Origin of the sequence: Halalkalibacter kiskunsagensis (genome assembly GCF_037027555.1) — a bacterium.
GTDB classification, from domain to species: Bacteria; Bacillota; Bacilli; order Bacillales; family Bacillaceae_D; genus Halalkalibacter; species Halalkalibacter kiskunsagensis.
This window is the reverse complement of the sequence record NZ_JAXBLX010000028.1, coordinates 44799-60797: the sequence shown is the minus strand read 5'-3', so window position 1 is coordinate 60797 and position 15999 is coordinate 44799. Positions and strand designations below refer to the sequence as shown.

The following is a 15999-nucleotide window of genomic DNA, read 5'->3' as shown; positions in this document are numbered from 1 at the left end:
CATCCACTTGTGGTCAACGTTGTCAAAGAATCCCTTAATGTCTACATCTACTACATAGTTTACTGACCTCTTTTCGACATAGTGGTTCAGTATCTTTAAAGCATCGTGGCAACTGCGATTGGGTCTGAACCCAAAAGAGCAGTCTAGAAAATCATTTTCATAGATAGTATTTAGTATCTTTGTAATCCCTTTTTGAACAATTTTATCTTCATGCTCTGGTATACCCAACGGTCTTTTCTTGTTTGAATTCAGCTTAGGAATGTACATTCTTCTTACTGGAACAGGACGATAACTTTTGCTTTTAAGTCTAGCTACTAAGTCCTCTATGTTTTCTTGCAGATTTTCATTATATTGCTCTTTAGTTGTGCCGTTTATCCCTGGTGCCTTCTTGTTAGGTAGTTCAAGGTGACAATGCACTAGTGACTGCTTACTTAATAGATGTGCAATAGATGTAAATTTCATTTTAGGATTAGATTTCGCTAATTCTGCTATCCTTAGTAGTTCAGTTTCCATTTAGTATCCCTACCTCTGAGTGTAGTAAATGTGTCCCTAGTAAGGGTGATAACTGGTAACAGCCTTTCCTCCATCGGCATTACCCAACTTCATTGGTACTACGCTGCTATCCGACTCCCTACGTGGCATTTGGTTTCCTTGCTTATTATCGCTTGTACACCATACTCTTCCAGAAAAAGTAAGAAAAGACCAGAAGGGTCTCCCGAGTTGCCGTATCATATCAATGTGTAACGTGCCAAGGTCTCTGACCCCAGAGAGGTTTTACCCATCTTGCCCTTAACGAAGGATAAAATGTAGCTTTCTGTCGCAGGTAAGACATCAGCCCTCTCGATTTACTAACATTATGGAGCTCAATCCCTTCAACCATTTGGCTTTCGGCCCATTACCTAACTGTCTACGCTTAAAGACTAAAGTTACCCTTAGCCCTCCAAGACTCGCTACGAGTGAATGGCTAGTTCTTACTCGACGGGAATCCCACCCGCTATATGATACGACCTAGGCTCGGCCGCACACCTGCCAGTTACTTCAAAACCCCATCCATTTAAACCTTTTTCCACAAAACAAAAAAAACACCCACAACCATTGATGTACCAACACTTGTGAGTGTTTTATCATTTTTAAAATTAACTCATTTTCATTTAAAGACACCGGTGGTCAGAGTCGATCTAGGTTTCGATAGCTGGTATACCAACCACTTCATTCCCACTTGCCAGAACCACTCAGCATAAATATACTTCCAAGCTTCCGGTATTGCGATAGTAGCAGATCGAAATTAACCAGTAAATACTGTTCAATGTGAAACAGGAATAACCTTATGTTATTAACCTCAAGGTTTTCCGGAAATCGTACCACTAGAAGGAGTAAGTCTTTTCTGTCTACGCTGTTCTTGAAGGATTGCTGTTAACAGTTTTTGAATCACTTTTGATTCAGGTGTTTCATGTGTAGGGTGTGCAAGGTTTATTTCTTCAAATGGGTCTTTCGTTATATTGTATAACTCAAATTGATCCGGGACTGGTTGAGTTTTGGTGGTTGTGATACAAATAGCAGCCTCATGACCCTCTGAAACATCTATCGCTTTTTTCTGGATCGTTTCAACATCTTCAACGTCTGGATCACTCCAAAACTGTGAATGATCGAAATAACGAGTGAACTTCCAAATTTCCTTTGAGTTCGTATCGCCTGTTGGTAGTTTGACGATGACAGTTTCTAAATGATTAGGCTGTTTAACCGCTTCATATGGTTGGCCAGTTAGAGTGTATTGATTTAATCCTTTTGAAAATTCATCATCTGTCATAAAGTAAAGAGCCTCATCACCTCGAGTAAATTTTGGATTTCCGTTCAGTAATGAAGTTAGGTCACGACCTACTAGGGGATGGACCTCTGTATGATCTTTTTTCAGTTTTTCTTGGACTTCTTGAACATCAATGCCTGCAAGTCCTAATAACGTGGGGACAATGTCCACATGACTTGTTAGCATATCCGTTTCTTTACAGTTAGCAAAGCGTTTAGGACTGTGTATAATAAGTGGAACATGAATAGCTTCCTCATAGGCATTATGCCATTTTTGAAACAAGCCGCCATGGGCACCAACGAGACTACCATGGTCTGCAGTAAATACTACAATGGTATTTTCATAGAAAATAGACTTCTTAAGAGCGGTAAATACTTTATACATTTCATCATCAACCTGCTTATGAAGTGAATAGTATAGTTGCCTGTAAAATGGTGTATCTAATGTAGGTTGTAATGCCTGTTGATACACGTCTCGGTAATTGCTATGGGCTTTTGGCTTGGTCAGTAGGTTTTCATTTGCTGTCGGGGCTGGTGGGATAAGAGGAACAGAAGGATCTACAGAAAAATTAAATGTTGGTAGTAATTGTGTGAATAGCCCAAATAGGGTAATATCGTGCGGATTGACAAATGATGAAACAATTAACCAAGGCTTGTGATTATTTATATGAGCTTCACCTTCTAGGAAGTTAATTAATCGAACAACCTCTTCAGAATAAACGACATCACGGCCACTTAACCCAATCGCAGCCGATGAGGCTGAATTTCGCGGGTTTGATCCATGAGGTTCAGGACCTACCCACCCATCAAAGCCATAGAAATCTAGCCGATTTGCATGTAAATAAAGTTGTTGTTTTTCGGGATCAGGGACTCCAGTTGTTGGGTTAAAGCTCAACATTGCATTATGACTTGCTGGAACGATAAGATCCTCATCAGAAGCGTGCCATTTCCCTTTCCAAAATGTTCGATAACCAGCAGAACGAAAATAGTCACCTAAAGTAGGGACTGTATTGTGATCAAGCCAGTATACATCTGGATCAAAACCACCTTTAGCTGCACCTGTCGTTTGAGTGACCCCGTGTAGAGAAGGGTACTGGCCTGTGTAAAGCGTTGTTCTACTAGGTGAACAAGCTGTACTTCCAATATAATGATTTAAGAATGTCATCCCGTTTTCTCGTAGAAGCTCCTGTGTCTTCAAATGGTTTTTACGCCATTCTTTTAGATCTTCATTTTCATAAGCTGTTGGAAAACGCTCCTCATCAACAAGGATAACAAGGAAATTGGGTCTTTTATTTTTTGTGGTTGAATGATCTGGCGGGTCATTATGTTTGATCAATATGTCGCCCTCCTATAGTACAAAAGTTATAGTATCGTATGTAAGATAGTAGCAATATGAACCTGTGGAATCAAAAAAAGCAAGGGGACGGTTCTGTACTGCACCCCAAAAAGGGTGGTTGGCAAAATTCGCGTTCACGGTGGAAAAGCTGCCAAGAATAATAATAAGAAGCCAAAACATGCATTGTTGTGAATAAAACAATACATACATGGCTTCATTTAAATTTAATAATGTTCGACTAGGCATTACCGTTTGTTCAATAAAGATGATGTACAGTATCGTTGAACTACGCAGTAAATACTCTGTTGTTTTACATTTAACTTCATTCAATTAAGCTACCGTTCGTAATATAAGCTTAGCCAGATGGTTGATTTTTTTATATGGTTTATCAAAGCGTATTCTCGGTAGAACGAAGCTCCAGTGAGACTTGATCCCGTCAAGTAAACGGTGCCCCAACATGTTGAATCATGATTGAACCCTGTTGGGACATAGATCCTGTCCCTTCTTCCTGATTAACTCCAAAGCACTGAAGCAATGCGATTGAATTATTCATATTCAATTACCTCCAAAAGTTTTTCTAGAGCGGCCATCGCTTTCAATTGTCTTCTATTTCGGATACCTAGCAGGGTTAGGACCTCCTCGGCAAGTTTTCGACATGCCGCTCTTCCCTCAGCTCCCTCAAACCTGTCCTTCATCCGTGCATTTTCATCCGTATAAAACCGATGGTTAATAGCTTTAAGGAGACTTATTTTAGCCAATTGAAGACCATCAAAATTACGATAGCTACTTTCCGGATCCCGAATCGCCCGTATGTACCCTTCCTTATCCCAGTACCTGATGGCTGTTCGGGAAACATTCATTCTTTCTGCGGCTTCCCCTAAGGACCAAAGACACGATTTTTTCTCGGAGTATTCAATTAATTCGACGGCTTCTATCACGAACTTCTTTTCCTCTCCTCTACGGATCAATTCATCGTTAAGAATCCAAAGTGCTTCATCGATTTTCTTATTCCCTATGTTTTCCATAACTTTAACTGCTACATCCATTCCAAAACCATCGGATAGCGATTTAATGCATGAAAAATAGACAAGATGAATGTCCGAGTAAACACGATATCCGCTTGCTGTCCGTTTTGGCGAAGGTACAAGTCCTTTTGCTTCATAGTTACGAAGTGTGTTTGTACTTACTTTCAGTTTCGCCGCAATGTCGGCAGGTCTAAGCTTATCCATTTAATTTTACTCCTTCACTTTTATTGCAAAGTTATTCCTGAAAATCTTCTTTAAATACTGATTTTATTATATCAAACATTCCAATTTGCTTTAAGGTTGTACAATCAGGGTGAACAAAAAAGAAAGGGGACTAGCCAATGACTTTATTTAATCAGAACATGACCATAACAGAACTTGAGACATCACTGAATGCCTATGTTGAATTAAACTGGAAGAAAATCCTTGAAGACAACCGTGAGGAGTTTGAAACCTTATTTCCGGAGTATGAAGATGCCACTTACGGTATTTATGCAGAAAAGCTGCTCGTACCCGTCTGGCGGCAAGTAGAGGAGGCCGGATTCCATTCAACAGCCGAAGTAAAAGAGGATGACTTCGTGATAGCCGGTTTTCTACTGTTCCGCCATTCTCTTGAAAAAGAACAGTGGGGCACACCGTTGAACGAAAAGAGAGTATTCTGGCTTACAATAAAAAATAGACAGCACGTAGAAATCGGTACACTTCTGATGGAGATGTCACATTCTCACGTAAGTTTCTCCATTCCCGCCCCACCAAAGTTTCTTGCTCTTCAAACAACAAATGAACGTGAAATCAGATCCCAGATCCGTTCGATCTATAGCGAATAAAGAGTTTGAGAGAATTTCCTCCTGGTGGCACTAGAATAAAAAAGTTTTCTAAGGATATTATTATAATGGGAAAAACGTAACATATAGCAAGAAGCCGTTGCACAAGACTAACGGGTTTAATGATGAGGTGCAAAACGAAAAACATAGCAGTATCACACGCTAAATTACAGAACTTTCACTATCAAATCACAATGAAAAAGCCCGAAGTAAGTACTTCGGGCTTTTAGTTATCAAATTTGTTAGTTAAACTAAAACCCAGTTTTGTTACATATCACTTTTTAAAACAAAACCAGATGTTAGGCCATAAACCCAGCAATTAAATAGTTAGAATAGGTAAATGTCGTTGGATATCATTCTCTCTAGTTTCATTATACTACTACTTATAAAGTATTTATAGACTACTTTTTTTGTAATTCCTATACTATAGTGTTAATTACAAATCTAAAAATATAAGAGGTGTATCAATATGAATGACAAAAAAGATGTCTTAGATAATGGTCCTTTCTTTCATGGTACTAAAGCGGAACTAAAAATTGGAGGTCTATTAGAACCGCAACACTTATCAAATTACCAAGACAAAAAATCGAACTATATATATTTCACTGCAACATTAGATGGGGCTAAATGGGGTGCTGAATTAGCAACATCTAATTCAAAAGAAAGAATTTACATTGTAGAACCATTAGGTGATTTTGAAAATGATCCGAACTTAACTGACAAAAAATTTCCTGGAAACCCAACCCGTTCTTTTAGGTCTAAATCTCCTTTGAAAATAATCGCTGAATTAAGCTCATGGGAAAGACATTCGGATGAAGAAATAAATCATATGCTTACATCTTTAAAAAAGTTACGTGAACAAGGAAAAGCTGTAATAGATGATTAATCTTCAACATCTATAAAATCATGACTAAAAAGAACCAATAATCAACTTGCTTTTACAATTGGTTTTCGTTTCGGCATCGGAGATCACCAAGAAGCGCAAAAGTTAGACCTTGAGTGTCTCCCACACCCGCACAACTTGTTGACATCTGTACAAATAAAACCGAACTTCTCCCCCTCAATCTTGAGAAGCATCGGGACGGTTCTTTCGCTTCCTTCGTTTAGCGAAACTAAAGAAGCAAGAGATCCGTCCCCATGCTTCCACGGATTAAGGATACTCATGCAAGTGTCCTATTACATAAGAAAGTCAACAATATTTATGTAAGTGAGCGATTGGGACATAGCGTTATAGAAACAACTTATAAAGTACTATTCCCACGTTATAAAAGAACTGTGAGAAGAAGAGAAACAAACGATTGAGACATTTTGAGAATTTGTAAGCTCCGAGACTATTTCTCAGCTTACAAATTTCACTATTTAATTAAAGCGCCCGTTGAATCTATTTTATTGAATAGTATCGTTGGACTGTGCACTAAGCGTAGGTGTTATGGTTTAGTTAACAGTAAATAGCTCCAAATTAAATAAAAAATGGAACAGGAGCAACCACATGTGACCGCTCCTGTTGTTAAAGTAATACACACGTTGGCTCAATAATCCCAATTACCTTTACTTATGACCATTCATAATAATGCATCTGATAATTTAAGTACATACATACTCAAGATATTTTTCGTCTCTTTTACTAAATAATCTGCCTAAATAATTCACTTGGCATATTCGATAAGAACATAAGTGTTATTAATGGGGTTACTATTATTACATGAACTAGCCTAACAATCAACCAATGAATACCATTTGATCTTTTTTACTTATCTATTTTCCTTTTTTCTAACAAGAATAAATTTGAATTCCCGAACAATAATAAGTGAAGTGTTAGTATCTAACACAATTCAATGTGGGGGGATATCATTGGGTTTTCTTATTAGGTTAAGTTCAGCCTTATTACTGATTAGCTTGAGGACCACACTATTCATTAGGAACCTAACAACGAAGTTAGATTCTCTGTTGAAGCCAAGAATAGCGACCTAAGATTCGATATTCTGTATGTACCCAATACATTGTTAAACAGAAAAGTGAGCATACCGTTGATGTATGTTCACTTTTTTGTTTGTGGCATTCAATTTATTAGGCTACTTTATAGTATTGTTGATTACTTTGTTAATTCTGCACGCTCTTCAATTTGATGTGGTTTCTATAACCATCTTTTTGAATCATCAGCTTTAATCCCTTCGTTTGAATAGTAGAAAATGCCTTTTGCGATGATTCCTGAATCCATGATAATGTCATTTCGTAACCTCAAACATTGCTCCATAGCTGCTCCAACTATTCCTAATCCGTTCCCGTTCAAAAATACCAAACAACATTAATTTAATTCAACAGGATAGTAAAAAAAAGTATTAATTGTAGCATTAGTCCCTTTTTTATCGATGTATTGTTATTTGTTGGGATTAATATTTTCATCCTATTATTGACATACTATTCTTTGATGTATTGAGATAGGAGGTTGTTATTGTATGGAGAAAAGTAATATTAAATTAACCACAGCTGAAATTGCAACTCTTTGGAAAACATATATTCAAAACACAGCGGTAAGATGTTTTTACAAACATTGTCTTCAATATCTTCAAGATGAGGAAATAAAATCAATTATTGTTGAAGTTGTAGTTCTTGTCGAAACAATTATTGGGAAAGTCGAAACGATTTTCGAAAAAGAAAACTTTCCAATACCAAAGGGGTTTTCAGATAAAGATATTGATTTATCAGCTCCTGCTCTTTATACTGACCTATTTGCATTAAGCTTTGTATATCGTGGAGGGCAAGTAATTATTCCTCACTATGCAAATACTCTTTCTAGAGTGACTCGGATCGATATTTATAATTTTTTTGCAGAGTGTCTATACAGTGAGACGGAATTACATAAGAAATCATTAAACCTCATGCTTTCAAAAGGGCTATATGATCGCCCTCCAAGTATAGAGTATCCCCAAAATGTTGCATTTGTTGAACATCAACCATCATTAATCAACACATTGTTAGGTGAGAAAAGGCCTCTAAATACTTTAGAAATAACAGAACTTTTTGTCGAAATCGAAAGAAATGCCATTGGATTAATCCTTTTGCTGGGTTTAATACAGGTAACAAAAGATAAGGAAGTTAAAGACTATTTATTAAAAGGAAAAAAACTTGCTGAAAAGCAAATAGATACATTTGATAAACTATTGAAAGAAAATGATCATTTTAGCGGATTCCCACTAACGATGGAGGTAACAAATTCAACAACTTCCCCATTTTCTGAAAGGTTAATTCTGTTTATTATAAGTTCTGCAAACCAAATTGCTGTTTCTGCACTCGGAGATGCATTGGCTGTCTCAATGAGAAAAGATTTAACAGCCCATTACTCCCTTATAATAGCAGAGGTAATGAAGTACGGTGACGAAGGTCTTAAACTTTTGATTGAACGAGGCTGGATGGAGCAACCTCCACAACCCATTGACAGAAACGACTTTTATAAATCATAAATCAAATGAAAGGAGACGAGCTTAAAGGAGCGATTATTTATCTCAATTTGATGTATCAAGTGAAGCTGATGAAATGGTGGAATAAGCTATAGAAAAAGTTAACGATACATTGACGATAATTCAGGTAATAATAGACTTAATTACAATCTAAATAGTTTTTAAAAAGCTGTCTACTTGACAGGGATAAGACCATTATAGACAGCTTTTTTATTTAACCAAACTCGTTGTAATTTAATAAGAAAGTTTGAACTTCACAAAGTCACCCACGATTGAAGACATTTGCTGGCAGTATGAGTCAAACGCGTAGAAACAATTACTTAATAAACGTAATTGTCTCCGTAATTTCACAACAGTATATTTTTGAGTCCACTCCTGGAATCGCAAGACAAATCGATATGCTGGATCAAGAAGTAGCCGATAGATTGAGTACCCAAGTATTATAAAACCAAGTATCTAAATTATAGCTATGAATGTTGAGTAGATAAGTTCCGATGGTAGTAAAAGGGACAAAATTATGCGACACTCCAGTATAGCTCCCATCAAGTCTATCTGGATAAAATATACCTTTTCCTACAAAGCTAACGAATCACAACAAAGAAATATAAAACAAATTTAAAACAGTAACAGAAAAAATGGTTCCTGTCCCCCGCTACTTTAACGAAGGCCACTGAAAAAGTCCTTTTTAGCAGATTCGAGGAAGTAGCAATGGCTCCACACGTTGCGCGGCTGCTATGAGAAACCCACTCATAGCAGCCTTTAAAACAAAGCAACGGTTCCGCTCATTGCTTAGAGGCCACTGAAAAAGGTGAAAAACGTACCTTTTTCAGTGGCCTCACTTTAACGTACTGAGGGACAGGAACCCGTATCCTTGAATTCTACCCTTATCCTAGACCCAGTTTGCTTAAGCTGTAGACGCTAGGATTAATTCTTTTAAACCTCCAATTCCTTCTCTTCTATATGGTCTTTCCTTTTATCCCTTTTCAATAGCTTTCTCATTAACGTTCCACTAGAAGAAAATACCTTATAAACCGCCGGAATCAGGAGTAACGTAATAAAGGTAGCAAATAACAACCCTGATATGATAACCGTCGCCATCGGGGCTTGATAGTTTCCAGTAGTGCCAGTAGCTAGAGCTAGCGGCAGCATTCCTCCTGCAGTAGTGAGTGTTGTCATAAAAATGGGACGAATACGATTTTTCCCCGCCTCTACAAGTGCGTCCTCTACACGGAAGTCAGACTTTCGCAGCTGATTGGTGCGGTCTATTAATAGAATGGCATTGTTTAACACGATTCCAATTAACATGATGACACCCATTGCAGACATAACACTTAGCTCTCTTTGTGTGACAACCAACCCTAATATGACCCCGACAACTGTCATCGGGATAATCGACATCACAATGATCGGTTGAATCAGGTGATTAAATTGCACAGCCATAACGACATACACTAAAAAAATAGCTAATCCTAATATTAAAAGCATTTCAACAATTAGTTCTTGTTGCTGTTCTAAATCACCTGCTGCAGATACGCTATAATTGGACGGTACTTCAAAATCATTGATCAGATTTTGAATTTCGCGATTGACCGTTCCAAGGTCCACTCCTTCAATATCTGCCGTAACAAAAAGGTATCGTTCACCATCTATCCGGGTAATGGTGTTCGGAGTAACAACACTTTTTAATTGGACCAAGCTTGAAAGTTTCTTATCACCCTCCAATGTCGGTACATCTAAATTCAGTAAATCTGAAGCGTTCTGTACAGTTTCTTCCCACGTTAAGTTAATAGGAAGGGTTCGGTCATCCAATGTCATTTCGCCAACAGGCACTTGAAGAAATGCCTGTTCTATGAATTGTCTCACTTGGAAGGCGGTTAATCCTGCATTCTCCATTTCTATCTCGTTCAATTCAATCATTTCCTCCACAGAGGATCTCTCCATCGAATGTGAAATGCCAACGATTCCTTTGATGTTTTGTAGTTCACTTGTAAAATCAGTTGCTAATGTCTGCAACTCTTCAAAGCTTTCGCCCTTCATATTTATTTGGACAGGGTGTCCTCCCCCTGCTTCCATAACCCCTTGAATATTTACGATAGGCTCAGTTTCCTCAAGTTCTCGCAAAGCTCTAAATATTTCTTCGTTCACTTCTTTTTGATCCCTTGTAATATCGCTACCTTTCGTCATATTGATGATGGTGTAAAACACAACGCCATTATCCATGACATAGCTAGTCTCTACGTCTTGAATAGAAGAAAGAGTTTTATCCATCTTCTCAACTAGATCTTCTTTGTCCTCAGGCGTTAAACCAGTTTCTAGATTGACTACAATCTCTGCATAACGATTAAAAACGTCTGGCATAATAGTCATCGGTATTTTTGTGATTAATAGGAGAGAACCAACAAACATTAAAAGAAACAATGCTATAACAGTTATACTGTACCTCGTTTTCTTAACAATCCAGAAAACGATTTTGCTATAAAACTGTACGAATCGTCCTTCTTTTTCACGTGTACTTTTCTCTTTTATTTTTAGAAATTTAACTGCAAGAGATGGAATTAGTGTGAATGAGACAATAACAGAGCTTATAAGTGTGATTGCTACAATCGCGGAAAGAATAATCATGAACTGCCCCATTTCTCCACCCATTAACCCAACTGGTAAAAAGACAACAATGGTTGTTAACATAGAGGCAATGACAGCAGTGGCCACTTCTTTAATGCCCGCTAGTATGGCAGCCAAGCTCTCTAATCCTTGTTCTTTTTTTCTATAAATCGATTCAAGTATGACAATGGCAGAGTCGACCATCATCCCTATTCCTAGTCCAAGTCCAATTAGCGTCAAGACATTAAAGCTATAATCTAATAACCACATGCTAATAAATGTTAGGAGGATGGAAGTAGGAATGGAGAGCCCTATAATTAACGTAGCTCGGAAGTTTCGTAAAAAAAATAACAAGATCACAACAGCAAGAATGCCACCTATTAAAATATTATTGGAAACCCCTTCGATCGATTCTTGAACATAATCTGCTTGAGATACAACATCATTTAATTCAAATCCATTTATTAAGCCCTCTTCTTTTATCTTTGCTACTTCCGCTCGCACTGCTTTGGCCATCTCTATTTGAGATACGTTTGACACTCTTCCAACTTGAACGAAAATAAATTCACTGTCACCATTTTTCCAAACTCCAGATGCCTCTTTTTTCGGGTTTACCGAAACCGTCGCAACCTCGCTTAACTCTATAAACCCACTTTGTCCAGGTATTTTCATACTTTCTACATCTTCTATTGACTGAAATCGTGTATTCCACCGGAGAGAAGGCGAATCCTTTTCTCCACTTAATGTGCCTACTGTGACCTCACTATTTGCTTGTTGAAGAAAGGCTATAATCTCCGAGACATCAATACCTTCTTTTGTGACCTTTTCACGGTTAAACTTGATCATTATTTCATGTTCTTGGACACCCACTAAAAGTACATCTGACACTTCTTTCAATGCTTCTAATCTGGGCTCTAAAATATCTTGGGCAAAAGTCGACATGTCTTCTTGGCTTCCACCAGACACATCCATAAAAAAATCGTACGGTTGATTGGTACTATATTTTCCAGTTACTACATCTAGAATTCCCGACATGTTAGCAGTCGAACTACTCACTATTGTTTCTAACTCTCTATAAAGCTCTTCCCCTCGGCCTCGTTCAAAAAAAACATTTATGCTACTCGATCCGATACTAGACGAAGAGTCAATATTCTCCACTCCGTTCATGGCTAAAATCTGAAGTTCTAGGGGACTGGTAATGGATCTTTCTACTTCAGCTGCTTGCAAATCGCCTGCATAAATCACGATATAAGCACCATCAAAATCGATCGCTGGAAAAAGCTCCTTATCAAGCTTTTGCATAGAATACGCCCCTACTAACAGCACCAAGACTGCCATTAAACCAACTAAAATTTTCCTCTGAACAATAAATTTAATAAAATTCATCCTTTTCCCCCTATGTACCTAAATGATTTGATCCAGTCAATTTTAATACTCCCAAGCGCATTATATACTAATACAACCATTTAATTACTATTTTTTACAATTATTTAATAAAAACCTTCTGTATAAGCATGATAGCCCACATAATTTGTATTTTCATTTTACCAAGCAATTAACGTTTTGACACTTGTCTAACTAATCCGGACTAGTCTTATTAGCTTTTCTGACATGGGGAGGACGTCCTTTCTACTAATCTTTTATTCACCACAACCTATTTTTACCATTTTACCAATTAAATTGATTAATAACTAATTTTATTATGTAATTTTAAATTATTTTACCAGTTTGATAGTCCTACTCTTCTTAACAGGAAAATTGGCTGCATCATGTACATGTGACAAATGCTAAAAATTCACCTGTTGGTAAAGTGCTTCCCACTTGGTAAAAGCACCTTATCGAAAGGCACCCAAAGCGTATATGTGTTGAAAAAAAAAAGCGACCTCAATTTTCTGAGATCACTTTCCTGAGTTTTTTCAACAATAGCTCCTGATTGTTGAATATCCTTTTCTATTGAAGGGTATCGTTGTACTATGCAGCAAGAGCATCTGTTGTTTTTCCTTTTTCCTATTGAGCATAAGCACCCGTTCGTAATATAAGGTTAGCCAGATTTTTCTGGTTGACCTTTTTCTATATGGTCTTATGATAACGGTAGTCGGGGTAGAACGTCGCACCCGTGGGACTCGATCCCGTTAGCTAAACTGTTCGCCCCCTAATTGTATGAACATGTTTCAGGCTGGTTGGGACATTGATCCCGTTTAACAAGCGAACCTATGACATTAAAAGCAGCTCTAGGGGTTACCGACTAATTTATTTTCTAGGAGGAGATTCAATTATGAATCCAGTCGTTGGTCTGGATGTATCAAAAGGAGAAAGTCAGGTTCAAGCTTTTTTGGAAAAGGGAAAATCTTATCGTAAAAGCTTTAGTATTCAACATACTGGCTAGATCCTTAACTGTAACTTCCTCTGTATGGGCGGCTTTGTTTCTCAATTCGTGTATGCTAGCCCAATCTCTAAGAAAGGCTTTGTAATCATTTATTCCTAACTGATGCCAGTCTTTTTCTGATAGGTTATAGATAGTTAAGTTTTTCGATTTACCTAATTCGGGTGGGGCCCAGTCGCCGTACCTTTCACTATTTAAATTGATCGGTGAACCTGGATAAAATCGGTGTTCTTTTGGGAAATTTGGTTTAACAAAAGCCTGTTTCCTAGGTTGAACCCTATTATAGAACTCTGGCAGTTCAATAGATTGTTGTTTTCTAAACCAATGGACAAAGGAGTTGTTAATTTCCTGTTCAAACATTTTCCCTAAACAAATGGCACTGGAGGAATAGTCCAGTTTTATTTTGCTTGTTCGCAGGAAAGCTTCCACTTCTATTGCTGTCTGAAGTAATCGCAAGGAATGGGTGTCTAGCCACTTCTCTTTAAGTGGAATCTGCTCCTTCAATAACGGGTCATCTCTTTTTTCCAGCATCGCCAAGAATGTTGCTAGTTTGATATTTAATTCTTCAATGAAAGGAAAAAGCGGCTGGTTCTCCAAATCGTCCTTATCCACTTCAGCGATTGTTCTCTTTAAAACTTGCAAGCTGTGGATTACTCGATTGAGACTGGTTCGCTTCTGTTCCCTTGCTATATTTTTTATCTCTCGGGCAGTGTAATCCCCATCACCTAGACCGTACCCCCTGGCACGATCTAACCCGTGAAATTGTTTCATTTCTCCATTTTTCCCTTCTTGGGAAGCCCGCTTTTTATACTTCTGCCTGAAAAGTACTTGTTTCAAAAGGGAATGAACTTCACTTAATCACTAACCGTTTTGATTTGAGTGCCGGATTTTTGGGCCGTGAATGCTTTTTGTGAAGTATCGGAATCCACGGGGGTGCCCATTGCCGCCTGCTTCATGGTTTTGAGCTGGGTGCCAAATGATTTTGTTGTAATCGATTGGATTAGTTGGTAATTGTTCTTCCTGTAAGTAAATGTTTCTGTCTTGGATGATGGCTGGGATGTTGTATTTTTCAAATAGTCGGATTAGGTTTTGGATGTCGTGGGCATGGTTTCCTTGGCTAATGTATATGTGTTTGATTTGTTGATTAGTGACGAGAAAGCCTCTAAGTTGTTAGGCGTTGGTTAGGTTTGATAGATGGTTGGATGGGGTCATTGGGTTTACACCTCTTTTTAGTGTTGGTTGGTATATCCAGAAGTTGCTATAATAGAACTATAATTATATTTTAGACTATCACTAACTATTAAGAGTATACTAATTTCACAAGGTTATATAATTGAAAGGAAACTACTGCTATGAAACATCCATTTTTTCCGGCTATTATTGGAGGAATCATTAGTTTTGTAATCTTTACATTTGATTATTTCCAATTCAGTCTGATAGAGAAATTTTTAATGTTTGCGTCTTTTGTGATTTTGCCACTAATTATTATGTTAATTAACGACAAGGATCAAACAACGTTTCAAAAAAAGATTTATTCCTTCATAACGGTTCTGCATTTTCCTGCAGCGCTTCTTTCTTTAGCTTCCCTTATGAGCAACAAAACCTGGGAAACGGGAAATAGTGCTATATCAGGATCTTTGTCTCTTACGTGGCTTCTTTTTACTTTCTTACTCGCTTTATATGGATTGCTTCTAATTTTAGAGAACAAAGAAAAGATCGAAGAAATAGCAATCGGTGCTGGGCTGATTTATTTTTTTATTGGAGGTATTTGGTACACCCTTTATCAATTTCAACTAACCTTTCTACTAGTCGATCCTACAGTAAGTGCTTTAAGCTCCGTTCATTTTCATTTTTCATCTGCTATTGTTCCTATTTTTATTGGAATGCTAGGGCGGATCTTGGTCAAAAAAAGCTGGTATAGCTGGTTAGTTGTCATTGATATCATCGGACCAATTTTGATTGCGATTGGGATTGTTTTTTCTAAACCACTGGAGATCATGGGTGTAAGCATCTTTGCCTGCAATATTATCATTTATAGTACCTATCTCCTTTTGAAAATACGAAAAAGCACTAAAAAAAGGTATGGAAACTTACTTTTAACCCTTTCCTCGCTTGCTTTTTACAGTATCATTGTCCTTTCAATTTGTTATCCGATAGCGAAACGGTATTTTTCCTTAACTATTTTGGATATGGTACCTATATACGGATCACTACATGCGTTTGGGTTTGTACTATTTGGATTGTTAGGATGGATTTTAATGTCTTACAATCCACATAAACGAGCTTTATAGCGAACAATTGAAATACAAAGTAATCAGTAACACAAACGCAAATAAGCTCCTTCTTACAATTTTAATTGAGCTTCGTATATGTTTTCCAATTTCCATACACGGATTAAGGATACTCATGCAAGTGTCCTATCATATAAGAAAGTCAACAATATTTATGTAAGTGAGCGATTGGGACATAGTGTTATAGAAACAACTTATAAAGTACTATTCCCACGTTATAAAAGAACTGCGAGAAGAAGAGAAACAAACGATTGAGACTTTTGAGAATTTGTAAGCTC

The 15999-nt window shown here is 37.4% G+C and carries 9 protein-coding genes; 4 read left to right on the top strand and 5 right to left on the bottom strand.

The window, feature by feature from the left end; all coding sequences use genetic code 11:
- The 3 genes from SLH51_RS16275 to SLH51_RS16265 form a co-directional block, all read right to left on the bottom strand.
- Positions 1 to 513, bottom strand: a 513-nt coding sequence (locus SLH51_RS16275) for a reverse transcriptase domain-containing protein (RefSeq protein ID WP_335962416.1), incomplete at its 3' end; no start/stop codon positions are given.
- Positions 514 to 1339: 826 nt separating this feature from the next.
- Positions 1340 to 3139, bottom strand: a complete 1800-nt coding sequence (locus SLH51_RS16270; RefSeq protein ID WP_335962415.1) for a sulfatase family protein — start codon at positions 3137 to 3139, stop codon at positions 1340 to 1342.
- A gap of 545 nt (positions 3140 to 3684) precedes the next feature.
- Positions 3685 to 4368, bottom strand: coding sequence for a MerR family DNA-binding transcriptional regulator (locus SLH51_RS16265; RefSeq protein WP_335962414.1), 684 nt, complete (start codon positions 4366 to 4368; stop codon positions 3685 to 3687).
- Positions 4369 to 4505: 137 nt separating this feature from the next.
- Between SLH51_RS16265 and SLH51_RS16260 the strand changes: the two genes are divergently transcribed.
- The 3 genes from SLH51_RS16260 to SLH51_RS16250 all read left to right on the top strand — a co-directional run bounded on the left by SLH51_RS16260 (position 4506) and on the right by SLH51_RS16250 (position 8449).
- Positions 4506 to 4991: a DUF6022 family protein gene (locus SLH51_RS16260; protein WP_335962413.1), complete on the top strand. Its 486-nt coding sequence runs from the start codon at positions 4506 to 4508 to the stop codon at positions 4989 to 4991.
- A 466-nt stretch (positions 4992 to 5457) separates the two neighbouring features.
- Positions 5458 to 5874, top strand: coding sequence for an NAD(+)--rifampin ADP-ribosyltransferase (gene arr, locus SLH51_RS16255; RefSeq protein ID WP_335962412.1), 417 nt, complete (start codon positions 5458 to 5460; stop codon positions 5872 to 5874).
- A gap of 1570 nt (positions 5875 to 7444) precedes the next feature.
- Complete coding sequence (locus SLH51_RS16250) at positions 7445 to 8449, top strand: DUF3231 family protein (protein ID WP_335962411.1); 1005 nt, start codon at positions 7445 to 7447, stop codon at positions 8447 to 8449.
- 930 nt (positions 8450 to 9379) lie between these two features.
- Here the strand turns inward: SLH51_RS16250 and SLH51_RS16245 are convergent.
- The gene (locus tag SLH51_RS16245; protein WP_335962410.1) at positions 9380 to 12433 is read right to left on the bottom strand and encodes an efflux RND transporter permease subunit; all 3054 of its coding nucleotides are present in this window, start codon (positions 12431 to 12433) and stop codon (positions 9380 to 9382) included.
- A 916-nt stretch (positions 12434 to 13349) separates the two neighbouring features.
- On the bottom strand, positions 13350 to 14267 hold the full coding sequence (locus SLH51_RS16240; RefSeq protein WP_335962420.1) for a hypothetical protein: 918 nt from the start codon (positions 14265 to 14267) through the stop codon (positions 13350 to 13352).
- 515 nt (positions 14268 to 14782) lie between these two features.
- On the opposite strand from SLH51_RS16240, the gene SLH51_RS16235 reads away from it, so the two are divergent.
- Positions 14783 to 15721, top strand: coding sequence for a YndJ family transporter (locus SLH51_RS16235; protein WP_335962408.1), 939 nt, complete (start codon positions 14783 to 14785; stop codon positions 15719 to 15721).
- Positions 15722 to 15999: the final 278 nt, after the last annotated feature.